At 72.9% G+C, this 25,431-nt stretch carries 23 protein-coding genes and 1 pseudogene; 7 read left to right on the forward strand and 17 right to left on the reverse strand.

Annotation, left to right across the window (positions count from 1 at the left end):
* Positions 1-364: 364 nt before the first annotated feature.
* A complete protein-coding gene (locus tag Q0994_RS32625; protein ID WP_299542100.1) occupies positions 365-1,021 on the reverse strand; it encodes a GNAT family N-acetyltransferase in 657 nt (218 codons plus the stop codon).
* 218 nt (positions 1,022-1,239) lie between these two features.
* On the opposite strand from Q0994_RS32625, the gene Q0994_RS32630 reads away from it, so the two are divergent.
* Complete coding sequence (locus Q0994_RS32630) at positions 1,240-2,130, forward strand: Bax inhibitor-1/YccA family protein (protein WP_299542102.1); 891 nt, start codon at positions 1,240-1,242, stop codon at positions 2,128-2,130.
* Between the two features lie 160 nt (positions 2,131-2,290).
* Entirely contained in the window at positions 2,291-2,608 is a 318-nt protein-coding gene (locus Q0994_RS32635) for a hypothetical protein (protein ID WP_299542104.1), read from the forward strand.
* Positions 2,609-2,620: 12 nt separating this feature from the next.
* Here Q0994_RS32635 and Q0994_RS32640 read toward each other — a convergent pair whose 3' ends face one another.
* The 9 genes and pseudogenes from Q0994_RS32640 to Q0994_RS32680 all read right to left on the reverse strand — a co-directional run bounded on the left by Q0994_RS32640 (position 2,621) and on the right by Q0994_RS32680 (position 13,410).
* Complete coding sequence (locus Q0994_RS32640) at positions 2,621-3,463, reverse strand: hypothetical protein (RefSeq protein ID WP_299542159.1); 843 nt, start codon at positions 3,461-3,463, stop codon at positions 2,621-2,623.
* Positions 3,464-3,843: 380 nt separating this feature from the next.
* Positions 3,844-4,023: pseudogene (locus Q0994_RS32645) on the reverse strand (hypothetical protein); the annotation flags it as partial.
* Between the two features lie 241 nt (positions 4,024-4,264).
* Complete coding sequence (locus tag Q0994_RS32650; protein WP_299542106.1) at positions 4,265-5,485, reverse strand: acetyl-CoA C-acetyltransferase; 1,221 nt, start codon at positions 5,483-5,485, stop codon at positions 4,265-4,267.
* A gap of 247 nt (positions 5,486-5,732) precedes the next feature.
* Complete coding sequence (locus Q0994_RS32655; protein WP_299542108.1) at positions 5,733-6,728, reverse strand: ornithine cyclodeaminase family protein; 996 nt, start codon at positions 6,726-6,728, stop codon at positions 5,733-5,735.
* Between the two features lie 139 nt (positions 6,729-6,867).
* On the reverse strand, positions 6,868-7,800 hold the full coding sequence (locus tag Q0994_RS32660; RefSeq protein ID WP_299542110.1) for an ABC transporter permease: 933 nt from the start codon (positions 7,798-7,800) through the stop codon (positions 6,868-6,870).
* Positions 7,797-8,843, reverse strand: a complete 1,047-nt coding sequence (locus tag Q0994_RS32665) for an ABC transporter permease (RefSeq protein ID WP_299542111.1) — start codon at positions 8,841-8,843, stop codon at positions 7,797-7,799. Before Q0994_RS32665 ends, Q0994_RS32660 begins: the two co-directional genes overlap by 4 nt.
* The gene (locus Q0994_RS32670; RefSeq protein WP_299542113.1) at positions 8,840-10,504 is read right to left on the reverse strand and encodes an ABC transporter ATP-binding protein; all 1,665 of its coding nucleotides are present in this window, start codon (positions 10,502-10,504) and stop codon (positions 8,840-8,842) included. Before Q0994_RS32670 ends, Q0994_RS32665 begins: the two co-directional genes overlap by 4 nt.
* The gene (locus tag Q0994_RS32675) at positions 10,501-11,505 is read right to left on the reverse strand and encodes a BMP family protein (RefSeq protein ID WP_299542115.1); all 1,005 of its coding nucleotides are present in this window, start codon (positions 11,503-11,505) and stop codon (positions 10,501-10,503) included. Before Q0994_RS32675 ends, Q0994_RS32670 begins: the two co-directional genes overlap by 4 nt.
* 279 nt (positions 11,506-11,784) lie before the next feature.
* Positions 11,785-13,410, reverse strand: a complete 1,626-nt coding sequence (locus Q0994_RS32680) for an MFS transporter (RefSeq protein ID WP_299542161.1) — start codon at positions 13,408-13,410, stop codon at positions 11,785-11,787.
* A 286-nt stretch (positions 13,411-13,696) separates the two neighbouring features.
* On the opposite strand from Q0994_RS32680, the gene Q0994_RS32685 reads away from it, so the two are divergent.
* Entirely contained in the window at positions 13,697-14,410 is a 714-nt protein-coding gene (locus Q0994_RS32685; protein ID WP_299542117.1) for a GntR family transcriptional regulator, read from the forward strand.
* A 120-nt stretch (positions 14,411-14,530) separates the two neighbouring features.
* Here the strand turns inward: Q0994_RS32685 and Q0994_RS32690 are convergent, their stop codons facing one another.
* Complete coding sequence (locus Q0994_RS32690; RefSeq protein WP_299542163.1) at positions 14,531-15,544, reverse strand: SGNH/GDSL hydrolase family protein; 1,014 nt, start codon at positions 15,542-15,544, stop codon at positions 14,531-14,533.
* Between the two features lie 166 nt (positions 15,545-15,710).
* On the opposite strand from Q0994_RS32690, the gene Q0994_RS32695 reads away from it, so the two are divergent.
* Both Q0994_RS32695 and Q0994_RS32700 read left to right on the forward strand, forming a co-directional pair.
* A complete protein-coding gene (locus tag Q0994_RS32695) occupies positions 15,711-17,114 on the forward strand; it encodes a cystathionine beta-synthase (protein ID WP_299542119.1) in 1,404 nt (467 codons plus the stop codon).
* 697 nt (positions 17,115-17,811) lie between these two features.
* A complete protein-coding gene (locus Q0994_RS32700; protein WP_299542165.1) occupies positions 17,812-18,348 on the forward strand; it encodes a hypothetical protein in 537 nt (178 codons plus the stop codon).
* A 9-nt stretch (positions 18,349-18,357) separates the two neighbouring features.
* Here the strand turns inward: Q0994_RS32700 and Q0994_RS32705 are convergent, their stop codons facing one another.
* The 5 genes from Q0994_RS32705 to Q0994_RS32725 form a co-directional block, all read right to left on the reverse strand.
* Positions 18,358-18,732: a hypothetical protein gene (locus Q0994_RS32705; protein ID WP_299542121.1), complete on the reverse strand. Its 375-nt coding sequence runs from the start codon at positions 18,730-18,732 to the stop codon at positions 18,358-18,360.
* Positions 18,733-18,880: 148 nt separating this feature from the next.
* Positions 18,881-19,339 (reverse strand): roadblock/LC7 domain-containing protein, encoded by a 459-nt coding sequence (locus Q0994_RS32710; protein ID WP_299542123.1) that lies wholly within the window; start codon positions 19,337-19,339, stop codon positions 18,881-18,883.
* 38 nt (positions 19,340-19,377) lie between these two features.
* A complete protein-coding gene (locus Q0994_RS32715; RefSeq protein ID WP_299542167.1) occupies positions 19,378-20,118 on the reverse strand; it encodes a transcriptional regulator in 741 nt (246 codons plus the stop codon).
* 50 nt (positions 20,119-20,168) lie between these two features.
* Positions 20,169-20,579 (reverse strand): hypothetical protein, encoded by a 411-nt coding sequence (locus Q0994_RS32720; protein WP_299542125.1) that lies wholly within the window; start codon positions 20,577-20,579, stop codon positions 20,169-20,171.
* A gap of 393 nt (positions 20,580-20,972) precedes the next feature.
* Positions 20,973-21,986, reverse strand: a complete 1,014-nt coding sequence (locus tag Q0994_RS32725; RefSeq protein ID WP_299542127.1) for an RNA polymerase sigma factor SigF — start codon at positions 21,984-21,986, stop codon at positions 20,973-20,975.
* A 293-nt stretch (positions 21,987-22,279) separates the two neighbouring features.
* Here Q0994_RS32725 and Q0994_RS32730 point away from each other — a divergent pair, with 293 nt between their 5' ends.
* Both Q0994_RS32730 and Q0994_RS32735 read left to right on the forward strand, forming a co-directional pair.
* Complete coding sequence (locus Q0994_RS32730) at positions 22,280-22,648, forward strand: STAS domain-containing protein (RefSeq protein WP_299542129.1); 369 nt, start codon at positions 22,280-22,282, stop codon at positions 22,646-22,648.
* A gap of 188 nt (positions 22,649-22,836) precedes the next feature.
* The gene (locus Q0994_RS32735) at positions 22,837-23,334 is read left to right on the forward strand and encodes an ATP-binding protein (protein ID WP_299542131.1); all 498 of its coding nucleotides are present in this window, start codon (positions 22,837-22,839) and stop codon (positions 23,332-23,334) included.
* Positions 23,335-23,643: 309 nt separating this feature from the next.
* On the opposite strand, the gene Q0994_RS32740 is transcribed toward Q0994_RS32735, so the two are convergent.
* Positions 23,644-25,131: an oligopeptide:H+ symporter gene (locus tag Q0994_RS32740; protein ID WP_299542133.1), complete on the reverse strand. Its 1,488-nt coding sequence runs from the start codon at positions 25,129-25,131 to the stop codon at positions 23,644-23,646.
* Positions 25,132-25,431: the final 300 nt, after the last annotated feature.

Raw genomic sequence — 25,431 nt, forward strand, 5'->3', positions numbered from 1 at the left:
AAACCCCACCTCAGAGGCTAAATGCCTGGTCAGCGCGGTGCGCGGGTCGGGTTCGAGTCCGGTTCCGGGCACTCCGCTTTGCTCCGGCCCGCCCCGGCCGGGGCGGACGGCCGGGATGGGGTGGCGACGCCCGGCCGAGCGGCGTACGCGGGTCGCGCGGACGGTGGGAATCGCCCCGCTCCGTGAAATTCATCTGCCGACGCGCATGGCCCCCGGAAAGCGGGGCACAACAGCTATGACCCGAGCTCGCCAGGCACCCCCCCGCCTGAACGGGCCGCGCGGCCCCACCGGCCACCCCCCCTGCCGGTGGGGCCGACGTGTGTCCGGGGGCGGGCGCGTGGGTGTGCCGACGGAGGAGCGTGGGTCAGGCGGTCGTGCGGTGTTCCCAGCGGATCTCGCCGTCGTGGACCAGACCGGTCGGGGCGAGGCCGCAGGCGGCGGCGACCGCCGCTGAGGCGTGGTGGTCTGGGGCGATGTGCGCGACCAGTGTGGATACGGGCAGTGACGTCGCCCACCCGGCCAGCGCGCGAGCCGCCTCGGTGGCGAAGCCGCGTCCCTGCCAGGGGGTACCCACCACCCAGGCCAGCTCAGCCTCGGAAGCACCGCCCTCGGCCGGGGAGACCGTGGACTGGACCGTCCCGATCAGCGGGCCCGCCCCGCCGCCCCGCCCGGCCGCTGAGCCGTCACCGTCGCTGTAGTCGTCGCCCCCGTGCCCGTGCCCGTGACCGGCGCCGCGCTCTCCGTCTTCCCGGCCGGTTCGCAGCCGGATCACCCAGTTGGCCCACAGCACGTCCGGGTCCGGGGAGCCTGCGCTCTGGCGGGCGTAGCGGGCGCGGAGTTCGTCCGCGGTGGGCGGGGTACCGCCGATGAAGGCGTGCAGCGCGGGATCCGCCAGTACGGCCCGCATCTCGTCCGCGTGGTGGACGGCGAGGGGCATCAGGTCGAGCCGCGCCGTGCGGAGCGGCGGCGGGGCCGGGGGCCGGGGGGCCGGGCTCGCGGGGGTGTGGGGCGTACGGTCCATGGCCCGATGGTGTCCTGCCGGTCCCGGCCGTCGGGAACCGGGGCCGGGACGCGGTGTGGAGGCCGGCCGGCGGGGAAGGCGGAGTGTCCCGGGGAGGGGCCGGGAGGGCTCCACGACGATCTACTTCCGTAAAGATCCTCCCCTGGCACTAGAGTCTTTCTTTTGCCTACGCATTACTCTTGTCGCAAGGCCACGCAGTGTGGCCATGGAGGAGTGAAATGAGGAGCAGCAACCCGGTCTTCTCGCGACGGGGGTTCAGCCGCGACAACGGCTACGCGGGCTTCAACGCGACGCCGCAGGCCGGGGCCCCCGCCGCGGGTGCCAACCCGTACGCGCAGCAGGGCACCGCCGCCAACCCGTACGCCACGAACCCCTACGCGCAGCCGGACGCGCAGCTGGGCGCCCCGCAGGCCCCGGTCCGCTCGGGCGCGATGACCATCGACGACGTCGTCACCCGCACGGGCATGACGCTCGGCACCGTGGTGCTCACCGCCGCGCTGTCGTGGGCGCTGCTGCCGGTCGACCAGGCCAACATCGGCAAGTCCTACGGCATCGCCGTGGGCGCCGCTCTGGTGGCGTTCGTCCTGGCGCTCGTCCAGTCCTTCAAGCGCAAGGCGTCGCCGCCGGTCATCCTGGCCTACGCGGCCTTCGAGGGTGTCTTCCTCGGAGTGATCTCCAGCGCGGTCAGCACCTACATCAGCCCCGGCACGGTGATGCAGGCGGTGATGGGCACCATGTGTGTCTTCGCCGGTGTGCTGCTGGCGTACAAGATGCGCTGGATCCGCGTCACCCGCCGGTTCTACGGCTTCGTGATGGCGGCCGCCGTCGGCTTCCTGCTGCTGATGGTCGTCAACCTGCTGTTCACCGTCTTCGGTGGTGGCGACGGTCTCGGCTTCCGCAGTGGTGGTCTCGGCATCCTGTTCGGCGTGATCGGCATCATCCTCGGTGCCTGCTTCCTGGCCCTGGACTTCAAGCAGGTCGAGGACGGCATCGCCTACGGCGCCCCGCGCGAGGAGTCCTGGCTGGCCGCGTTCGGCCTGACCATGACCCTGGTGTGGATCTACCTGGAGATGCTGCGTCTGCTCTCCATCCTCAACGGCGACGACTGACCGCTAGCCCGGCACGGTGGTCCCGTGTGACGACGAACGGCCCGCAGGCCCAGCCTGCGGGCCGTCTTCGTGCCCGGTGGGAGTGCCCGGTGGGCCTCTTCGTGCCTGCGGAGGTGTCGCGGGTCCGGGAGGGGCGCACCGGCGTTGGTAGGGTCGCGGGGTGCTCGATACGACTCCCCTGATCACCGCTGTGGACCGCTTCGCCGACCGGCTGCGGGCCGCTCCGCAGAGCCGCCTCCAGCAGGGGGCCGCCGAGCAGGCGCTGATGCTGGCGCGGGAGCTCTCCGCGCGGGCCCAGCGGCTCGAAGGGGTGGACGGCGCACCGCGTGCCATGCCGGACGCCGGGATGTTCGCCGTCGGGGACCAGGTGGCGGTCGCGGGCCACGACCTGGCGGCGGCACTGGTGACGGCCCCGCCCGAGGAGCTGGACGAGGCCGTGGAGTACGTACGGGAGGCGGCGGCGCGGGCTTTCGCCTGACGCGCCGACCGGTCAGAAGGACGCGATCACGCGGTCCGCGAGGATGTAGACGCTCTCCTCGCCGCACGAGAACGTCAGCGCGTAGGCGCCGGAGACCCCGGACCCGCCCAGCAGCACCGGCTGATGACCGGCCCGCAGTGAGGCGGCGAGGCGCTCAGCGGTCTCCCGGTGGCCGGGGGTCATACAGAGCGTGGTGCCGTCCGCGAAGACGTACACGTCGAGGGTGCCCAGCGGGCCGGGGCGCACGTCGGTCAGCTCGGTCCCGGTGTCCGCCAGCTCCTCCAGCCGGTTCACCGTGCGCTCGTGGTCCGTGACCACGGGCGTCCGCACCGGCACGAAGTCCGGGTGCGAGGGGTGACGGCGGCGGGCGGCGGCCAGCTCGGGGGAGTCGTCCGGGAACTCGTCGAACTCGACCTGCTCGGCGCGGTCCGCCGGCTCCGCGTCGCCGAAGTCGGTGAGCGCGGCGAGCCGCTCCAGAGCCTCGGCGGCCTCCAGGTCCATCTCGTCGAGACCGGCGAAGTCCGCCTGGCGCGGCAGGTAGTACGGGGCGTCCTCGCCCAGACCCGCCAGCCCGCCCAGCAGGGACGGGGCGTCGGCGGCGTCACGGGCCTCCTGCGCCGCCCAGAAGGCACGCGCTTCGGCCAGTTCGCGCTCCCGCTCCTCGGCCAGGGCCTCGGAGACGGCGGCGCGTATCTCCTCGGCGGGCGTGGTCGTGCGGCTCTGCGGCGGAACGGTCCAGCCGCCCGGGTGCCCGGCCGCCAGTTCGGTACGGAGTGCCGCGACCTGCTTGCGCAGGCCGTTCGCGGCGAACAGGGCAGCGGCGCCGACGGCCGTGGCAGCGGCGGTGGTCAGCAACAGGGCAAAGGGCATGGCGCTCACTGACTAACTCCCGGTCTGTATCGATACCCCCGACTTCCTACATCAGCTTGTCCTGCACGTGCGCCGACTGTCAGTGCAATACGTCACGAACCGGACAGGTCTTTTGGCAGGGGTACGCGCCGGAAAATGCCGTGACCTGCGGAAATGGGACCCCTCCGGGACATAGATCACATCCTGGGGGAGATTCGGTCACGTTCGGGGCTCGGCCGGATTCGGGCGTCCCCCGACGAGGGACGCGCGGGAGCCGCACACGGTTCCCCCGGTGCGGCCCGCGTCGTGATGCGGGCGGATGCCGCCGGGGTTGCTAGACCTTCACGACCCTGACGGCGGCACCGCAGAGCGTGGTCATGTCCTCGGTCGGCGACCAAATCGGCCAGATCGTCGCGCTCGATCTGGCGCTGTACGGCCGCTTCGACGTATCCGGAGATTCCGCGCTTCCCGACGCGTGAGCGCACGGCCTCGATGGTGCCCTCGTGGACGGACACCGACACGGACTTGGTGGGGCCTTCGCCGGGAGCGCACGAAGGGGTCGTCACGCATCGACTCCCATAAAACGTCTATGAGAAGGGCGCGGCTCAGCTCAGTCGCGCCTCTTCCGTGGTCGCGCTGGGCTTCGCCTGTGCTGCGGGCAGGTGCCGCCCTCGTACCTCGGACGGCCCCTACCCTCCGCTGCGGCTCAGCTCAGTCGCGCCTCTTCCGTGGTCGCGCTGGGCTTCGCCTGTGCTGCGGGCAGGTGCCGCCCTCGTGCCTCGGGCGACCCCTACCCTCCGCTGCGGCTCAGCTCAGTCGCTCGATCACCATCGCCATTCCCTGGCCGCCGCCGACGCACATGGTCTCCAGGCCGAACTGCTTGTCGTGGAACTGGAGGCCGTTGATCAGGGTGCCGGTGATGCGGGCGCCGGTCATGCCGAAGGGGTGGCCGACGGCGATGGCGCCGCCGTTGACGTTGACCTTCTCCAGCGGCAGACCCAGGTCGCGGTAGGAGGGGATCACCTGGGCCGCGAACGCCTCGTTGATCTCGGCGAGGTCGATGTCGTCGATGGTGAGGCCGGCCCGCTTCAGTGCCTGCTTGCTCGCCTCGACCGGGCCGTAGCCCATGATCTCGGGGGAGAGGCCGGAGACGCCGGTGGAGACGATCCGGGCCAGCGGGGTCAGGCCCAGCTCGCGTGCCTTGGTGTCCGACATGATCACCAGGGCGGCGGCGCCGTCGTTCAGCGGGCAGCAGTTGGCGGCGGTGACCAGGCCGTCGGGGCGGAAGACCGGCTTCAGGCCGGAGACGCCCTCCAGGGTCACGCCCGCGCGCGGGCCGTCGTCCTTGGAGACGACCGAGCCGTCCGGCAGCGTCACCGGGGTGATCTCGCGCTCCCAGAAGCCGTTCTTCAGCGCTTCCTCGGCGAGGTTCTGCGACCGCACGCCGAACTCGTCCATGTCCTGGCGGGTGACGCCCTTGATGCGCGCCAGGTTCTCCGCGGTCTGGCCCATCGCGATGTACGCGTCCGGCAGCAGGCCGTCCTCGCGCGGGTCGTGCCAGGACGCGCCCGACTCCTCGGCGCGGGCCGCGGTGCGGGCCTCGGCCTCGGCGAAGACCGGGTTGCGGGTGTCCGGCAGGCTGTCGGAGTTGCCCTTGGCGAACCGCGACACCATCTCGACGCCGGCCGAGATGAAGACGTCGCCCTCGCCCGCCTTGATCGCGTGCAGCGCCATCCGGGTCGTCTGGAGCGAGGAGGAGCAGTAGCGGGTGACCGTACAGCCCGGAAGGTGGTCCATCCCCATCTGCACGGCGACGACGCGGCCGAGGTTGTTGCCCTGTTCGCCGCCCGGCAGGCCGCAGCCCAGCATCAGGTCGTCGATGTCCTTGGGGTCCAGGCCCGGCACCTTGGCCAGGGCGGTCTGGATGATGGTGGCGGTCAGGTCGTCCGCGCGCAGGTCCTTCAGAGACCCCTTGAAGGCCCGGCCGATGGGCGAACGGGCGGCAGAGACGATCACGGCTTCGGGCATCACGCGGCTCCAGGAGGGCTGGTGGCTGACGGACGGGCTGTTCCGGCCTGGGTGGGGGCGTGCCGGACCGTCCGGAGCGGGCGGCCGGGGCGCGCGGACCCGGCCGGGACCGTTCCGGCGGGACTGCTTTGGAAATTACCCGTCCGTATGGCCCGGGTCACCCGCCGGGCCGTGTGATGCGGGACTCTTTTCTAAGCGCTTGCTCAGTCGTTCGGCGGGCGGCGGTCCCGGCCGCGCCGCGACCCGGTCAGCCCGCGAGGTCGATGTGCACGCCGAGCCCGCGGGCGCGGGCCCCGTCGATGAGGAGGCGGGCGGCGGCCAGGTCCTGGAGCCCGACACCCACCGAGTCGAACAACGTGATGTCCTCCGGCGAGGTGCGCCCCGCGCAGCCGCCCGTCAGTACGTCTCCGAGTTCCCGGCGCACGTGCTCGGGCCCGAACGCGCCCTCCGCCAGCGCGATCACCACCTCGCCCGACTTGGCGAGCGCGGTGTCGTAGGCGTCCACGACCACCACCGAGCGGCGCATCCCCTCCGTGTCGATCTCCCGGTGGTCCGGCCGGGGCGGCGCGCCGACCGCGTTGACGTGCAGCCCCGGCCGGAACCACGCCCCACGCACCAGAGGCTCCCGCGACGGCGTCAGTGTGCACAGCACGTCGGCCGCCTCGGTGACCTCGCGCGGGCCGGCCAGCACCTCGGCGCTCACCCCCGCCTCGGCCTCGATCCGCGCGGCGAGTTCCCGCGCCCGTTCCCCCGTACGCCCCCAGAGCACCACCCGGTCGTACGCCCACACCGTCCGCAGCGACTGGGCGTGGGCCAGGGCCAGCGGGCCGGTGCCGATCAGCCCGAGCACCCGGGCGTCCGGCCGCGCCAGGGCGCGGGTCGCCACCGCGGAGGCCGCCGCGGTACGGAAACGGGTCACCGCGGCCCCGTCGAGGAGAGCGGTGCAGTCCCCGTCCTCGGCGGACACCGCGAGGATCGCGGATCGCTGGACGGGCAGCCCCCGCGCCCGGTTGCCCGGCAGGTCCGCGAGCAGCTTCACCGTGGCGAGCCGGTCGGGTGCCGAGACCGCCGCCATCGCGAGGAACGCGGCGCCGTCGTCCGCCCCCGGCAGCCGCATGGCGGGCGGCGCCGGGAGCACCGCCGTCCCCCGGGAGAGATCGGCGTGCGCCCGCTCCACCGCCACCACGGTCTCCTCGTGCGTGAGCATCGCGAGGATGTCGGAACGGGTCAGGATCAGCGTCATGCGGGTTCGTCCGTTTCTCGGTGGGGCGGTGACGTGGGGGCGGTGACGTGGGGACGGTGACAGGAGTGCCGGTGACAGGAGCGGCGGTGACGGGGGTGGCGGCCGGGTCGCGGTGGGGCGGGGCGCGCGGGGGAGTACGTCAGCGGGCGCCGCGTACGAACGGCACGGTGAGGCCGGACGGGGCGCGGCTGCGGCCGACCAGACCGCTGACCGCCAGCAGCGCGATGACGTACGGCAGGGTCACCAGGAGGGGGGAGGGGATGTGCAGCCCCAGGGTCGGCGCGACGAACTGGAGCGCCTGGGCCACCCCGAAGAAGAGGCAGGCGACGACGGTCGGACCGGCCCGCCAGCGGCCGGCGATGACGGCGACCACCGCGAGGTAGCCGATGCCCCCGGTCATGTTGTCGCTGAAGGCGTGCACCTCGGTGAGGGCGAGCTGGGCGCCGGCCAGCCCGGCGGTGAGGCCGGTCAGCAGGACCGCCGCGTACCGCACCGCCCGGACCGGCAGGCCGCTGCGGTCCGCGGTGCCGGCGTCCTCGCCGACCGCGTCCACCAGCAGGCCGGGACCGGTGCGCCGGCTCAGCAGCAGCCCGAGCCCCAGCGCCACCGCGAAGGCGAGGTAGCCGGTCGCCGACTGCTCGAAGAGCGCCGGTCCGAGGACCGGTATGTCGTGCAGCAGCGGTACGGTGACGGGGTCGAACCCGGGAACCGAGTCGCCGGTCCCCTCCGGGAAGAGGAGCCGCGCCCCGTAGGTGGTGGCCCCGAGGGCGAGGGCGTTCGCGGTGATGCCGGTGACGATCTGGTCGGCCCGCAGCGTCACGCTCAGCACCGCCTGCACGGCGGCGAAGAGCAGCCCCGCCACCACGGCGCAGAGCAGTCCGGCGGTGGCGCTGCCGGTGGCGTACGCCCCGGCGGCACCCGCGAAGGCCCCGGTGAGCATCATGCCCTCCACGCTCAGGTTGAGGACCCCGGCGCGTTCGCTGACGAGTTCGCCGGCCGAGGCGAGCAGCAGCGGTACGGCGAGCCGCACACCGCCCGACGCCAGCTCGGTGAGGACCTGTTCGGTGCTCATGCGCGCTTTTCCTTCCAGAGCATCGAGGCGGCGACGAACAGCACCAGCAGGCTCTGCACGATCTGCACCGACGACGCCGGTACCTCGGAGGCCAACTGGAGGTTGATGCCGCCGTTGGTGAGGAAGCCGAAGACCAGCGAGACGCCGACGACGGCGGTGAGCGAGCCGCGGGCCAGCAGCCCGACGACGAGCCCCGCGAACCCGTACCCGGACGAGAAGTGCTCCGCGAGCACGAACGGGGCGGTGGCGATCAGCGCCGCGCCCGCCGTCCCGGCGAGTCCGCCGGCCACCGCGAGCCCGCCCGCCCGCAACCGGTCCACGGGGACGCCGAGCCGTGCGGCCGCCGGCCGGGAATGGCCGACCGCCCGCAGCCGCAGCCCGGTGGGGGAGCGGTGCAGCACCAGGGCGGTCACCGCGGCGGCGGCGAGCGCCACCACCACGATCGCCGTGGCGGGCGACTCCACCGACCCCAGCAGCGGCAGTTGGGCGGCCTCGGGCAGCGGGGCGGACTGCGGGAGGGTCTCGGTGGAGGTGACCGGCTGCCGCAGCAGCGCCTCCTCGTGCACGGCGAGCGCGACCACGCCGATGCCGACGAAGTTCAGCAGCAGGGTCGTGATGACCTCGCTGGTGCCGCGCCGCACCAGCAGCAGCCCGGCGATCCACCCCCACAGGGCCCCCGCCGCGAACCCGGCGACGAGCACGGCGGGGACCGCGAGCACGGACGGCGTGGAGCCGGGGAGCGCCAGGCCGGTGGCGGCGCCCGCCACCCCGCCGGCGCACAACTGGCCCTCGCCGCCCACGTTCACCAGCCCGGCCCGGTGCGCGACGGTGAAACCGGTGGCGACCAGGGCGAGCACGGCGGCGGTGTTGAGCGAGGAGCCGATCGCGTACGGGCTGCCGAACATGCCCTCGACGAGGGCGTTCCCGGCGGTGGCCGGGTCGGCGCCCGCGCCGAGGACCAGCAGCAGACCGGCGACGGCGGCGGCGAGCGCGGCGAGGCCCGCGATCACGGCCGGGTGCCGCCAGGTGAAGGGGAAGGTCATGGGGCCGCTTCCAGGTGAGGGGCGGGGACGGGGGTCTCCGCGCCGAGCATCAGCGCGGAGACCGCGGCGCGTGCGCCGGGGTCGGAGGTCGCTACGGGGCCGAGGAGCCGGCCGCGCCAGGCGACGGCGATCCGGTCGCAGAGCGCGAGGAGCTCGTCGAGTTCGCTGGAGACCACGAGGACGCCGGCGCCGCCCGCCGCCTCCCGCAGCCGGCCCAGCACCGCGTCGACCGCGCCGACGTCCAGGCCGCGGGTCGGTTGTGCGGCGGCCAGACAGACCAGAGGATCGAGCGCCAGCTCGCGGGCGAGCACCACCTTCTGCTGGTTGCCGCCGGACAGGCTCGACATGGGGGCCTTCGGTCCGGCGGCCCGGATGCCGTACTCGGTCAGCACCGTGTCGGCCGCGCGGTGCAGCGCGCCCCGGTCGAGCAGCCCGCCGAACCGGCGGAACGCGCCGAGCCGGCCGAGGAACAGGTTCTCGGCGACGGAGAGTTCGGGAACGCATCCCTCGTGGTGCCGGTCCTCGGGGACGATCCCGAGACCGGCGGCGGTACGCACCCGTGGCGTGGCACCGGTCAGGTCCGTGCCGGCCACTTCCAGGGTCCCGGCGTCGGGTGCGAGGGCGCCGCCGAGGACCGCCATCAGTTCGCTCTGCCCGTTCCCCTCCACGCCGGCGATCCCGAGGATCTCGCCGGGCGCCAGGTCCAGGTCGACGCCGTCGAGGGCGTACGAACCGTCCACGCGCCGGGAGGAGAGGCCGCGCAGGCGCAGGACGGCGGGGGCGGGGGTGCCCCCGGCGCCTGCCCCTGTGGCCCCGACGCCCGATCCGGTGTCCCCGACGTTCGGCCGCGTCGTTGCGGTCGGGGCTTCCATGGCCTCCGGTGCCAGACCGATGGACGCCGCCAGTTCCGGTGCGAGTTCGGTGGGCGCCCGGCCGATCATCAGCGGGACGAGCCGGTGTGCGGGCAGTTCGGAGAGCGGGCCGCCGCCGGCCACCCGCCCGCCGCGCAGCACGGTCGCCGCGTCGCCCACCCGCGCGACCTCGCCGAGCTTGTGGGTGATCAGCACGACCGCCCGGCCGTCCGCCGCGATCCGCCGGCACGTGTCGAGCAGCGCGTCGACCTCCGCCGGGGCCAGCACCCCGGTCGGCTCGTCCAGCAGCAGCAACCGGGGATCGCGCAGGAGGCACTTGACGATCTCGACGCGCTGCCGGACGCCGACCGGCAGGGTGTCCACCCGCGCGGACGGATCGACGCCCAGGCCGTACGCCGCCTCCAACGCGTCGAGCCGGTGCGCGAGTTCGCGCCGAGGCAACCGGAACCGCCGTGCGGTCTGCGGGAGCAGCAGGTTCTCCGCGACGGTGAGCGTCGGTACGAGACTGAAGTGCTGGTGCACCGTCGCGACCCCGGCGGCCAGCGCCGCGGCCGGGCGGGTGGGCGCGTACTCCTGCCCGTACAGGCGCATGGTGCCCGTGTCGGCGGTGAGTCCGCCGCCGACGAGGTGGCAGAGCGTCGACTTGCCGGCGCCGTTCTCGCCGAGCACGCAGTGCACGGTGCCGGCCTCGACGCGCAGGTCGACCCCGTCGAGGGCGCGGGTCCGGCCGAACGATTTGGTGAGGCCGGTGACTTCGAGCGCGACGGCCCTTGTGTCCTTCGGGCTCACAGTGTGGTGATCTTCCCGTCCGCGATCTGCTGCTTCAGCCCGTCGAGGGTGGCCTGATCGGCGGGGTCGGCATCGCAGAGTTCGATGTCGTTGGCGGGTTCGTCGGCGGTCAGGCCGAACTTCACGTTCTCCGCCTTCCAGGTCCCGGCGAGGGCGTGTTCGACGGCGTACTCGATCTCCGCGCCGATGTCCGTGGTCACGTAGCCCGCGTACGCCGGATCGGTCCCGCACGTGCCGGGGATGGGGCCGCCGATGACCTTGCCGCCGCGCTGGGTGGCGGCCTGGGCGAGGCCCTTGTTGCCGAGGTTGAGGATCTGGCCGAGGACGTCGGCGCCGGCCCCGAAGTCGGCCAGCGCCGACTGCTTGGCCTTGGCCACGTCGTTGAAGTCCCCCGGATACTGCGGCGGAAGGATCTTCACGCCCGGAGCGGCGGCCTTCGCGCCGTTGGCGAACTCCTTCGAGGCGTTGACGATCGCGGGCAGTTCGGCGCCGCCGACGAAGCCGACCGTGTCCTTCTCGCTCACCAGCGCGGACGCGGCGCCGGACAGGAACGCGGCCTGCGCCTGCTGCGGGTCGTAGAGCGCGAGGTTGGCCAGCGGCTTCCCGTCGGCGGGGCCGCCGATCTCGACGAACTTCACCTTCGGGAAGCGCGGTGCGACCTTGCGTACGGCCGCGTCGGTCTGGCCGCCCAGCGAGATGACCAGGTCCGAGGAGGTGGCGAAGCGGACCAAGGCCTGCTCGTAGTCGGCGGCGGCGATCTGCTCGGCCTTGCTGAACGTGGCCTTGCCCGCGTGGGTCTTCTCCGCGCGCTGATAGCCGAGGTGGCCGGACTGCATGAAGCCCTGGTCGGACAGGGACCCCGCGAACAGGACCCCCACCTCGACGGTGTCGCCGGAGCCGTCGGCCGCCGCCGATCCGCCGTCGTCGCCGCCGCACGCGGTGAGCAGGAACAGGCCCGCGGTCAGTGCCGCGGCCGTGACGGTGTTGCGCGAATGCACCACTGCTGTGCCTCCAGGAGGACGGACGGCCCCGCCGCCGGTTATTGGTATACCGTTACGCGGCTCAGTTTCGGGGCGTTGTGTTGCGGGCGTGTTAGCCCGCTGTTAGCAGTGGCGTCGGTTCGGCGGAGGCGGACACCGGTGCGATCCCGCGCGCGGCACGCGGAGTTGGCCGATGGGCCCTCGGGCCCCGGGGCGGGGGATCGGGTACGGGTGCGGACGGCGGGGCGGTCCGTCGGCGGCGGTCCGTCGGCGGCGGTTCGTCCGGGCGGCCCCCTGGGATCAGGTACGCGAAGCCGGACCGTCCGGCGCACCCGGAGTGCCCGCCGGAGCACGCCCCGGCCCCTCCGAAGAATCCGTCGGGCCCGTACCCGCCCCGCCCGTACCCGCCCCACCCACCGTCCCCGCGGGGTCCGTGGTCACCCGCGTCCCCGGATGGCGCAGGGAGCAGAGGAAGGCCAGGACGAGGGCGCCGGCCATGGAGAAGAAGACCCACTGGTTGGCCTCGGCGAAGTCCATCCGGATCGCCTGCATCGACTCCCGGGTCAGCTCGGCCGTCCGGGAGTCGCCCGTGGGCTGCCGGGCGTCCGCGTTCCCGGTGACCGCCTCGGCGATGAGGCGGGCCGCGTCGTGGGCCGCCCAGCCAGGCATCCCCTCGGACCGCAGCGTCCCGTCCACCCGGTTCACGGTGGCGTGGGTCAGCACGGTGCCGAAGACCGCGAGGCCGATGCTGGCGGCGAAGTTGCGTACGGTCTGGGTGATGCCGGTGACCTCCCCGTACGAGGCGCCGATCGACCGGTTGACCGCGTCGGTGGACGCGGGGGCGAGCAGGAAGCCGATGCCCGCCCCGGCGAGCGCCGCGTACGGCCACTGGTCGTGCATCGACAGGGTCGTCAGCTTCGCCGCCCACAGCGCGAAGCCGACCGCGCCGAGCGCCGAGCCGATCCGCAGCGCGGGCCGGGCGCCCTTGCGGTCCAGGATGCGGCCGCCCCACTGGGACGCCAGGGCGAACCCGACGAAGAAGTACAACAGGTACAGCGCCGCCTGGTTCGGGGAGGCGCTCAGCGAGACCTGTGCGTAGACGGAGGCGAAGAACAGCACCGGGACGAAGGCCGTCATGGCGAAGAAGAGCACCGCCATGTCGGCCGCGAAGGCCCGGTCCCGGAAGACCCGGAGCTTGACGAGCGGATGGCGCCGGCCCAGTTCGAAGCGGACGAAGATGGCCAGCACCAGGAGCCCGGCCACGATGCACGTCCACGTCGCCCAGTCGTTCCAGCCCCAGGCGGCGGACTGCTGGAGGCCCAGCACGGTCAGCCCCATGCCGACCGCCATCAGCGCGCTTCCGGGCACGTCCAGCGGTTCCCGCCGGGAGCGTTCGGGGATGCGGGCGAGCAGGGCCAGCACGATCGCGGCCACGGCGACCGGGACGTTGATCCAGAAGATGGCACGCCACGTCCACGCGGTGAGCCATCCGCCCAGCAGCGGGCCGACGGCCGTGAGCGCGCCGGACACGCCGAAGAACAGCGCCAGCGCCCGCCCACGCCGTTCCACCGGGAAGACCGCGATGACCACGGCCAGCGCGGCGGGGAACATCAGGGCGGCACCGAGCCCCTGCACCGCCCGGAAGCCGATCAGCCAGGTCTGCGCGAAGCCGCCGCCGGTCGGCACGGCCCCGCAGAGCGCCGAGGCGACGACGAAGACGAGCGTGCCGGCGAGCATCACCCGGCGGTGCCCGAAGATGTCGGACAGCCGCCCGCCCAGCGCGAAGAAGGCCGCCAGCGTCAGCAGATAGGCGTTGACCACCCACTGCATCTGGGAGGAGGTCAGCCCCAGCTCGCGGATGATGTCGGGAGCCGCGATCGCCACGATCGTCTGGTCGATGAAGGTCATCGACACCGCGAACACCATGGCGGCCAGCGCCGGCGTCTGGTTCGGGGGTCTGGCGGGACCGGCCCCGCCGGGCCGGTGCGGAGTCTTCGCCTGCGGAGCCGAATCGCCCATGGACCCATGCTCACCGCCGCCGCGGGGATGCGCACCCCGGGCCCGACCGGCACCGGGACGGGCCCGGCGGGGGGCGGGATCCGGCCGACGGGAGCGGGGGTCCGCGAGCGCGGGCGTCCTAACCTGGGGCCGTCGGCCGCAGGCCGCCGGGCATCGGCCGCGAGGATGGCGGTCGCGACGAGGAGGAACCTCTGTGACGGAACGCGGTTCGCTGCGGGACCTGGTGTACGAGACGCTGCGGCGGCGCATCGTGGAAGTGGAACTCCAGCCGGGGGAGCGCCTGGTGGAACGCGACCTGGCGGCCGAACTGGAGGTCTCCCGCATCCCGCTCAGGGAAGCGCTGCGGCTGCTGGCGGCGGAGGGGCTGGTCGTCCTGGTCCCGCACCGGGGCGCGCTGGTGGCGCCCTTCGGGCCCGCCGACGTACGGGATCTGTTCGACGTGCGGGAGTCACTGGAGTCGCTGGCCGCGCGGCTCACCGCCGAGCGCCACGACGAGGCGGGCCTGGCCCGGCTCCGGGCCCGTCTGGAGCGGGCCAGGGAGGCCACGGCGGTCGCCGACCGGGCGGCCATCGCCGAGGCGAACGCCGGATTCCACGCGGACATCGTCGCGCTGGCCGACAACCCGCTGCTGGCCGGGATCATGGGCCCGCTGGAGGCCCGTACGCACTGGCTGTTCCGGCTCACCGCCGGGCGGGACCCGGGGCGTCAGTGCGCCGAGCACGAGGAGATGTTCGCCGCCATCGCGGCCAAGGACGGCGACCGGGCGGCGGCCCTGGCGCACGCCCATGTGACGAGCGGCCGGGCGACCAGCATGGAACTCGCCGCCCGCTGGTCCCGCCCCGAGGTGGACCCGGCCCAGGTGGCGTCCCGCCGCCGGCGCCGCACCAAGACGCCACCGGACGCGTGAGGCACGCCGGACGCGTGGGGCACACCGGACGCGCAGGGCCCGACGGGGCCGTGGGGCACGCCGGACGTGGGGCCCGACGGGGCCGTGGCGGCGGACGGACGGGCAGCGGCAGCCCCGGCCCTACGCGTGGCGCGGTCGCGCCCCGCCGGGGTGGGCGTCGTCCGGGTGGGGGTGCGGATCGGTGTGGGCGGGGAGGCGGCGGCGCCTGCGGTGCTTGAGCAGGGCCCACGGGGCGCGTGCCCCGGTGACCTCCGTACCGGCCTCGCGGGCCGCCCGGGAGGCCGCCTTCGCCACCGGCAGCATGCCCTCGCTCCGCGAGGCGTCGAGGTGGTCGGACTCCGGCCACAGTCCCAGCGCCGCGCAGAGGGTGGGCAGCAGCGCCATGGCCGCCGTCGCGTACCCCTCGGCGGACGGGTGGTAGTTGTCCGGCCCGAACAGTTCCCGGGGGTTGGCCTCGAACTCGGGGCCCAGCAGGTCGCCGAGCGAGACCGTGCGCCCGCCCTGCTCGACCGCCCCGATCGTCTGCGCCGCCGCGAGCTGCCGGCTCGCCCGCCGGGCCAGCCAGCGCAGCGGCTGGTAGACCGGCTCGATCGTGCCGAGGTCCGGACAGGTGCCCACGATCACCTCGGCCCCCGCCGTCCGCAGCCGCCGCACCGCCGTGGTCAGACAGCGCACCGACTGGGTGGCGGGCATCCGGTGGGTGACGTCGTTCGCGCCGATCATGATCACGCAGACGTCCGGCCGCCGGCACGGGTCCGCCAGCAGCAGCGACACCTGCCGGTCCAGGTCGTCGGACCGGGCGCCGGGCAGCGCCACGTTCCTCAGGTCCACCGGCCGCTCGGCCACCGCCGCCAGTCCCGAGGCCAGCAGCGCCCCCGGAGTGTGCCCCGCCCGGCGCACGCCCTGACCGGCCGCCGTGGAATCGCCCAGCATCCCCATCAGCAGGGGATCGGAGGGGCCGGCGAACGCCACCCCGTACCGTCCGTCCGCGCTCGGCGGGACCGGTGCGGTGCCGCCTCCGACCGTGCGTTTCGCGAGCTGGACCTCGGCCAGCACCACACCGACCGTCGCCGCCCCGATCAGACCGATGCTGCCGCCGCCGTACGCGGCGCCCGCCGCGATCCGCCGTGCCACCCTTGCCGTCGACACCGTCCGGTCCACCTCCGTCTCGCCGTGCAGCCCTACTCGTGCGTATACGTACCTACCTGCCCCGCCGGGGACCGCGCCCAATCCCGCCGCCCGTTGTCGGCCCCTTACGCATACTCTGGGCCGGACCATCTCGGAGATCCCGGAGTACACGGTGAAATTCCACGATTCAATGATCAGTCTCGTCGGCAACACCCCGCTGGTCAGGCTGCGCAGTGTGTCGGCAGGTCTGAGCGCGACCGTCCTGGCGAAGGTCGAATACTTCAACCCCGGCGGTTCGGTGAAGGACCGGATCGCCCTGCGCATGATCGAGGCCGCGGAGGCGAGCGGGGAGCTGAAACCCGGCGGCACCATCGTCGAGCCGACCAGCGGCAACACCGGCGTCGGTTTGGCCATCGTCGCGCAGCAGAAGGGGTACAAGTGCGTCTTCGTCTGCCCGGACAAGGTGTCCACGGACAAGATCAACGTGCTGCGCGCCTACGGTGCGGAGGTGGTCGTCTGCCCGACCGCCGTCGACCCTGAACACCCGGACTCGTACTACAACGTCTCCGACCGGCTGGTCCGCGAGACGCCCGGTGCCTGGAAGCCCGACCAGTACTCCAACCCGAACAACCCGCGCTCCCACTACGAGACCACGGGTCCGGAGCTGTGGGAGCAGACGGAGGGGAAGATCACCCACTTCGTCGCGGGCGTCGGCACCGGCGGCACGATCACCGGCACCGGCCGCTACCTCAAGGAGGTCAGCGGCGGCGCGGTCCAGGTCGTCGGCGCGGACCCGGAGGGCTCGGTCTACTCCGGCGGCTCGGGGCGCCCGTACCTGGTGGAGGGCGTCGGCGAGGACTTCTGGCCGACCGCCTACGACCGCACGGTCACGGACGAGATCGTCGCGGTCTCCGACAAGGACTCCTTCCAGATGACCCGGCGTCTCGCCAAGGAGGAGGGCCTGCTGGTCGGCGGCTCCTGCGGGATGGCCGTGGTGGCCGCGCTGGAGGTCGCCTCCCGTCTCGGTCCGCAGGACGTGGTGGTGGTCCTGCTGCCCGACAGCGGCCGCGGCTACCTTTCCAAGATCTTCAACGACGAGTGGATGGCGGACTACGGCTTCCTGGAGGACAGCGGCACCTCCGCCCGGGTCGGCGCGGTGCTGGCCCACAAGGAGGGGCCGATGCCCTCACTGGTGCACATGCACCCGGAGGAGACCGTCGGCGAGGCCATCGAGGTGCTCCGCGAGTACGGCGTCTCCCAGATGCCGATCGTGAAGCCCGGCGCGGGCCACCCCGACGTGATGGCGGCCGAAGTCATCGGATCGGTGGTCGAGCGCGAACTGCTGGACGCCCTGTTCACCAAGCGGGCCACGCTCACCGACCCGCTGGAGAAGCACATGTCGGCGCCGCTGCCGCAGGTCGGTTCCGGCGAGCCCGTCGAGGACCTGATGGCGGTGCTCGGCGGGGCGGACGGCGCGGACGCCGCGATCGTGCTGGTCGAGGGCAAGCCGAAGGGCGTCGTGAGCAGGCAGGACCTGCTCTCCTTCCTGGCCGAGGACACCGGCGCGAAGGCCTGATCCGGCCGCCCGCCCGTCCGGCCGCGGGGCCGGACGGGGGCCGCACCGGGCCGCCGCGACCGTTCGCCGGCCCGGCCACGGACCCGGCCGAAACCGCGCGCGGGTACCGGTGCGCCCCGGCCCGGACCCGGCACACCGGGCCCGGCCGGGGCGCACCGGCGTCCGGGCGTCGCCCGCCGTACATCCGACGATCACCCGCTTCGCGAAAACGGTACGAGCGCGTCACGTCCGCGCAGCACCCGCTTAACACGGCCCCGGCATAGTCATGGGTGTCGGCGGGGAGACCCGCCGGCACCACGGACGGCGACACGGACTACGGAGCGGCTCCCGGACCTCCGACGTCGCCAGGACGCGAGCGCCCGGCCCTGACCCGGACCGCGTCCCTCGCGGGGACCGCCGTCGTCCCGCCCCCCGGGTGACCGGGGGTGCGGCGGTCCCCGCGACATACGTCCGGAGCGGCCCACCGGTGATTCCGGTGGGCCGCTTCGTCGTGCCGGCCCCCGCAGAAGCGCGTCAGCCCGTCGCGGGATGGCCGTCCCACCACGCGCGTCCGGTCGTGCGCGGCCCCCTCCGCGGTTTCTCAGACACGACTCAGATACAGCCGCTAATCTCCGCGTCCGGAAGAACGGCCACCGGCCGTCGGACACCGGGAGAAGGGGTACGCCAAGTGGGTCGCGGAGCGCAGTCGTTGGCGAGAGTGGCCGTGGTGGTGCGGGCCGGGGCCGCGCCGATGTGGTGGTCGGGTCTGCTGGTCACCGGCGTCGGGGCACTCGTGCCGGGCGTCACCGGGCGCAGGACCGGGCTGCTCACGGGCGCCGCGCTCTTCCTCGTCACCGTCGCCGCGGTGGCACTGGCGCGCGGGGGCCGGTACGGGGAACTGGCGAAGGGCGCCTCCCGGGCGGGCCGCACCGACTTCCTCCAGGACCGCGCGGTGACCGTGCGGAACTGGCGGCGTGCGCACCGCTGGTGGCTGCTCGGGGCCTTCGTGGCCGCTCTGGGTCTCGGCTTCGTGGTGCCGGGCGCGGCCGGGGCGGCGCTGGCCGGAGCCGGCGCCGGGCTGTGGCTGCGGGCGGTGCGCATCGGCCGGCGGGAGCGCGCCGCGGACGTCCTGTACTGGGTCCGCGCCGACCGGGTGGAGCGGGGCGATCCGGCCGGCAAGCAGGTCAGGGCTTTCCGGACGACGGGTCCGGCGGCGGGCGACGCCGCACCCGGTGGGGCGCGGCGCCGCCGCTGAGCCGGGCCGTCAGACCTCCAGCTCCGCCTCGATCCGCTTGAGCTGGTGGCGGGCCATCGCCAGGTTGGCCCGGACCTTGTCCAGCACCAGGTAGAGGAACAGGCCGTTGGTGCCACGGGCCTTGAGGAGGCGGATCAGGTGGTACTGACCGCCCAGGGTGATCAGGACGTCCTCGATCTCGTCCTTGATCCCCAGGTGCTCCATGGTGCGCAGCTTGGCGCGGATCACGTCCGTGTTGCCGGCGGCGGCGACCTCCAGGTTGAAGTCCTTGCCACCCCCGAGCGTGCCCAGGGCCATGCCGCTGGTGTAGTCGACGAGGGCGACGCCGAGGGTGCCCTCGATCGACGACATCGCTTCCTTCAGTGCCGTTTCGGTGTTGGCCATGCGAGCTCGTTCCTTTCCGTGGCCGGTCGTTCGACCGGATCTCTGGCTTCGTCCCCGGTGGGCAGGCGGGTCCTGCCGACGCTCCGTGCGCCCCGGGTCGGTGGTGCGAGTCGTTGTCCGGGCCCGCGGTGCGGACCCCCGCCCGTCGTCAGACGGGCCGCTGCGGCAGCGCGCGCGGCGGTGGGCCGCCGGCGGGCGGCGGGGACGCGGGGCGTTCGAGGCGCTTGACCGAGGCGTCGACCACCTCGCCGATGCGGGCGCTCGCCCGGCGGCCCTCCAGATGGAGCCGGCCGACGTTGATGCGGTCGGCGGCGAGCAGGGTGAGGACCGCGGAGGACCCCGCGGCGTAGGTGGCGACGTAACCCGATTCGCCGCGCACGAGCAGTTCCCGGAAGCCCGCCCGGCCGGTGGCCTCCGTCATCCGGATCGCGACCCCGAGGGCGGCGGCGGTCAGCGCGGCCACGCTCTCGGCCTCGACGCCGGGGGTGTCGTGCGCGAGCACCAGCCCGTCGGTGCTGGCGCACAGCGCGCCGTGGACCAGCGGCACCCGTGCGCGCAGCCGCCGGAGTTCGTCGAGAACCTCGCGCAGTTCGCCCTCGGACACCATCGGCTGTCTCCTCCCGGCACGCTGTCTGAGCGCGCGTATCACAAGGCCTCCAGGGCGTCTCGCAGGCGGCGCAGCAGGGCGACGTCGGGGTCCGCCGTGACCTCGGGGAACGACGGCCGCGCGGCGGCCGCCGTCACCCGTTCCTGCGGGTGGACGGTTCCCACCAGCCCGGCCGCCGCGAGCCTGCTCAGGTCCACCAGCGTGTGGAAGGCCGAACGGCCCAGCACCTGGGCGATGTCGGAGGCGGTACGGACTCCGTCGACGAGCTCCAGCACCAGCCGCTGGCGCGCCGGCACGGGGCCTTCGGCGGTGTGTGCGGTCCGTGCCAGGGGGGCCGTGTCGGTCAGTCCCTCGGGCCAGATCCGGTCCAGCAGTTCCCGGCGGCGGAGCGTCTCGCGCTGCACCGCGCCCACGGCGACGGGGCGTACGGGGCCGATCCAGTGCGACACCCCGTAGCGGAACCGTGCCGGGGTGCGGGACGGGGAGAGCGCGAAGAACGCGGCGTCGTAGAGCGCGCCGAGATGGCACAACTCCAGGGCGCCGCCCGGTAAGTGGCCGCCGTCGACCAGATAGCGCCCGACCCGCCGGCCCGCCCCGGCCTGGGCCACCGCGTCCCACCAGCGTTCGTGGCGGAGCGCGCCCCCGGTGGTCAGCAGGACGTCGATGCCCGGGGTGGCGGGGCTCTCGGCGTGCACCACCTGACCGTCCGCCAGGTAGAGGGTGCCGCGGTCGCGCATCAGCGCTCCGGTGGCCCGCTCCGCGGCGAGCCGCTGGAGCATCGGGGACATGACCGCGGCGCTCTCCGTGCCGGACGGCGCGGCTCCGGCGCTCACGCCAGGACCAGCCGCTCGGCCATCTCGCCGAGCCGGATGCGGGCGAGGGCGAGGTTGCCCTCGGCGCGGTCCAGCCAGAGATGGAGGAAGACACTGCTGTCGAAGGCCGTCTCCACGAACCGCAGCACGTGGTAGCCGGTCCTGGTGGTGACGATGACGTCCTCGACCGGAAGCCCGGCTTCGTCGTCGGCGCCGTCCGGCTGCCCGTAGGGGGAGAGTGCGAAGGCGGGCTGTTCGGCCGCCATCCGGGCCACTTCGGCCGTCTCGGCGGCCGTGGCCTCGTGGTCGCCGTTGGGCGAGTCCCCGATGGTGCCGAGGGCGAGGCCGCTGGTCCAGTCGACGACGGCGGCGCCCCGTGCGCCGGGCAGCCGCATGACGTCGAGCAGACACTCGTCGATTCCGGGCACCGCTGATTCCCCTCCCCGACTGACATCAGGCTTGCGTGACCCAGAGGCTACGCATCGTGGCCGCCCGCCCGTGGAGGTTTTGGCATTTTCCATTGGTACATGCGGGTGACCATGCAGAGGATATGAGGAGATGATGCGTGGGATAAGTGTGATCCAACGTCAGTTTCCGTGCAGGCGACTGTCGTTATCTGTCCGTTCCAGGTCGGACCACGGTGCTTTCAGGGTGTTTGCGATCAACTGATTTCCAGTGTGGACGCGTTGTGTGCAAGGCCGAGGACGTTGACGTGAACTAATCAAAATGATGGCCGGTTGCGTCCCGCACGACACGGAGGGCCCGCCGACGGCGGGCCCTCCGTGTCGTGCGGCGGGGCGGGTGCGGCCCCCTCCGCCGGATCACTCGTCCAGGGTCAGGCCCCGGCGGAGCTTCACCAGCGTGCGCGAGAGCAGCCGGGAGACGTGCATCTGCGAGATGCCCAGCTCCTCGCCGATCTCGGACTGCGTCATGTTGGCGACGAACCGCAGCGACAGGATGGTGCGGTCGCGCTCCGGGAGCGAGGCGATCAGCGGCTTCAGGGACTCGATGTACTCGATGCCCGCGAGGCTGCGGTCCTCGTAACCGATGCGGTCCGACAGCGAACCCTCGGTGTCGTCCTCCTCGGGCTTGGCGTCCAGCGAGCTCGCGGTGTACGCGTTGCTCGCCGCCATGCCCTCCACCACCTCGTCCTTGGTGATGCCGAGGCGTTCGGCCAGCTCGCCCGCGGTGGGGGAGCGGTCCAGCTTCTGGGACAGCTCGTCGCCGGCCTTGGCCAGGTCGAGCCGGAGCTCCTGGAGCCGGCGCGGGACGCGCACGGACCAGCTGGTGTCCCGGAAGAAGCGCTTGATCTCGCCGACGATCGTCGGCATAGCGAAGGTCGGGAATTCGACCCCGCGGTTCAGCTCGAACCGGTCGATCGCCTTGATCAGGCCGATCGTGCCGACCTGGACGATGTCCTCCATGGGTTCGCTGCGGGAGCGGAACCGGGAGGCGGCGAACTTGACCAGCGCGAGATTGAGCTCGACGAGGGTGTTGCGCACGTACGCGTGGTCGTACGTGCCCTCTTCGAGGGTTTCGAGACGCTCGAAGAGCGTCTTCGACAGCGCCCGGGCGTCCATCGCGCCCACCTGGGCGTAGGACGGGATCTCGGGAAGTCCTTCGAGTCCTTCACCGGCGAAGGCCGTTTCGATCTCGGCCTCGACGTCGGCTCCGGCGTCGGTGTGCGACGCGGACGTCGCGGTGGGGGCGGGTGGAGCGGGGGCTCTGCGCGGACCGGGGAGACGGCCCGCGGCGGGGGAGTCGGAATTGGTCGGTCCCTGAGGACATGCCGACGCCGCGTCGTGGGTACGCGAATCGTCGAGCCGGGGTGACATGGTTCTCCTCCATCGTTCTCGGCATATGGCTGCCGATGCCGATACGTGTTCCTGCGGTGAAGCGGCGCCTCCGAAGCCGGTAGAAATCCAAAGGTGGGGGGTGTCCCTCTACCCATACCCGCTCGCCCGAGAGAGTTACAAGCTCCAATTGTCGCTTTATGTCCGCTTTATTGAGGTCTCTGGCTACCGCGCGACGCAGTTAACGCGTAATGTTTCAGGGACGTCGGCGCGAGCGCGCGGACCGCGGTGCGGACAGTGATCCGCACGTGACCATCGGCGAATGAGGGGCGGGCATGGACCGCGGGACGGTCGGCAGTGCGAACCGGGGGCGACTTGAGGTCGAGACCCGGACCCAGGGGGCCAGCGAGATCGTTACCCCGGTGGGTGAGCTGGATCACCACACCGCCGATCTGCTGCGCGAGCCCCTGGAGCGCGCGGTCGATGAAGGGCGCGTGCGCCTGGTCGTCGACTGCTCGCGCCTCGATTTCTGCGACTCCACCGGACTGAACGTCCTCCTCGGCGCCCGCCTCAAGGCGGAAGAAGCCGGCGGAACGGTTCATCTGGCCGGGATGCAGCCCATGGTGGCGAGGGTCTTCGAGATCACCGGGGCCGAGGCGGTCTTCGCCGTCCACGGCACGCTCGAAGAGGCCCTGCACGCCTGAGCCGGCCGGCCCCGGGGGCCGGCCTCCCGCATGAATTGTTGCCCCTGCCACGCGATCGCGAGGTCCCGGTGGGTGTCGTCACGATTCGGACGGGCAGGAGAAGATCCTGGCGGGGCTTCGGAAGCCCGCTTCTTGTACGACTTTCTGTTCGATGGCGACACACGGTGAATCGGTGAGGTGAAGCGCTGATGAGCACCACCCGGCAGCATCCGCCGGGCGACCTCGGCCCTGAGCCGGACGGTGCGGGGACTCCCTCCGCCGACCCGGCGGAGCGGCAGTGGCGCAGGCTCTCCCTCAGAGAGGCCACCGGCGTCGTGCCGGCGGCCCGCGACTTCGCCCGGCAGGCGCTCCACGACTGGGGCTGGCTCCCCGCGGAGAGCGCCGACCGCCGGGCGGCGGCCGAGGACGTCCTGCTGGTCGTCTCCGAACTGGTCACCAACGCCTGTCTGCACGCCGAGGGGCCCGAAGAGCTCCGTCTCGGCCGCACCCCGCACTCCAAGGTGCTCCGGGTGGAGGTCGCCGACCGCGGGGCCGGCGAGCCGTCGCCGCGCACCCCGCACCGGGCCGGCCGGCCCGGCGGGCACGGCATGTTCATCGTGCAGCGGCTGTGCCTGGACTGGGGCGTGGAACGCACCCCCGGCGAGACCGGTAAGACGGTCTGGGCGGAGCTCGCCGCCCCCGCGTAGCCCTCCGGCCTCCGGGGCCCGGCCCGCCGAGGGCCGGGCGAACCCGTACGGGAACCCCGTACACGGACCACACGGACCCACAAAGCGGCCCCGACCCGTACGCGGTGACCGGCCCCGACCGCCCCGTCGGAGCCGGTCCCCGCACCGCACAGACGAAGAGCGCGCCGCAGACGGCGCGCTCTTCGTGCGTACCGGGGCGCTGCTCTTGGTGCGTACCGGGGGCGCGACCGGACACGGCCGAGGGCCGTCGCACCCGGTCGTCCCGGGTGCGACGGCCCTCGGCCGTTGCGGTGGCGGTGTGCCGTCGGGTCAGCGCACGTCGCCCATGAGCCGCTTGACCTTGCCGCGGTACATGAAGATCGCGGCTCCGGCGACGACGGCGAGGGCGGCCTGCAGGGCGACCACCCCGGTGCCGTTGAGGCTCACTCCGGCCAGCGAGAGCAGGCCGGTGGTGCAGTCGCCCGCGGTGACCGCGAGGAACCAGACGCCCATCATCTGGCTGGCGTACTTGGCCGGGGCCATCTTCGTCGTGACCGAGAGGCCGACCGGGGAGAGCGTCAGCTCACCGACGGTCTGGACGAAGTAGATCGCGACGAGCCACATCGCGGCGGCCTTGTGGCCGTCGCCCGCGATCGTCAGCGGAGCCAGGAAGAGGAAGAAGGACGCACCGACCAGCACCAGGCCGGAGCTGAACTTCACGATGGTGCTCGGTTCCTTGCCGCGGCGGTTCAGCGCCAGCCAGAAGGCGGCGAAGACCGGGGCCAGCGCCATGATCAGGACCGGGTTGACCGACTGGTACCAGGAGACCGGGAAGTCCCAGCCGAAGACGGTGTTCTTGGCCGAGGACTCGGCGAAGATCGCCATCGTCGAGCCGCCCTGGTCGTAGATCATCCAGAACAGCGCGGCGGCCACGAAGAACCAGATGTAGCCGGACATCTTCGACTGCTCGACGTCGCTCAGTTCCTTGTCGCGCTTGATGCGGACGAGGACCATGACCGGGATGACCAGGCCCGCGAGGGTGATCGGGACCAGCAGCCAGTTCAGGGTGTAGACACCGGTGACGACCGTGACCGCGTAGAACACCGCGGCGATGATCAGCCAGGTCATGGACTTCTTCAGCGTCGAGGCGCGCTCGGCGGCGGACAGCGGCTTCGGGGTGACGAAGGACCGCTCGTCCAGGTGGCGGCTGCCCAGCAGGAACTGGGCGACGCCCAGACCCATGCCGACGGCGGCGAGCGCGAAGCCCAGGTGCCAGTTGACGTTCTCGCCGACGGTGCCGATGACCAGCGGCGCCACGAAGGCACCGACGTTGATGCCCATGTAGAAGATGGTGAAGCCGCCGTCGCGGCGCGGGTCGTCCGGGCCGTCGTAGAGGTGGCCGACCATCGTCGAGATGTTGGACTTCAGCAGACCCGAGCCGATGGCCACGAGTCCGAGGCCGAGGAAGAACGTCCCCTCGGACGGCAGGGCCAGCACGAGGTGCCCCACCATGATCACGCCGCCGGCGACGGCGACGGTCTTGCGCGGGCCCCAGACGCGGTCGCCGAACCAACCGCCCGGCATCGCGAGCAGGTACACCAGCGAGAGGTAGACCGAGTAGATCGCCGTCGCCGTGGCCGGGTTCATGTGAAGGCCGTTGGGGGCGATCAGGTAGAGGGGAAGCAGAGCCCTCATGCCGTAGTAGCTGAAACGCTCCCACATCTCGGTCAAGAAGAGAGTGGCCAGGCCGCGGGGGTGGCCGAAGAAGGTCTTGCCGCCCGTAGAACCGGCGGCTTCCTTCGTCAGGCTGGACGCCATGGTCGATCCTTGCTGATGGGGGCGCGCCCGCTCGAAGGCGCCGCGCCCGGTGGGGGGTGGCCGGCACCGATGTGTACGGGCCCGTCCCCGGGCAAGAGGGGGATGGGTTCCGGCTCCGGGCTCCGTGAGGAGGTTGGGGCGGAGACGGGGGTCCGACCGCATCGGGATCCACACCCGGTCGGCGTCTTCGCGTCCCGGGCCCGGCCCACAGGTCATTCACTCACTTCAGACTGACAAATCCAGTCCGTACACAAAAGGGACCTTTGGCGCGTAAAGCTGCCCAAAGGTCCTCGGCTGTGC

Origin of the sequence: uncultured Streptomyces sp. (assembly GCF_947488945.1) — a bacterium.
Lineage (GTDB): Bacteria > Actinomycetota > Actinomycetes > Streptomycetales > Streptomycetaceae > Streptomyces.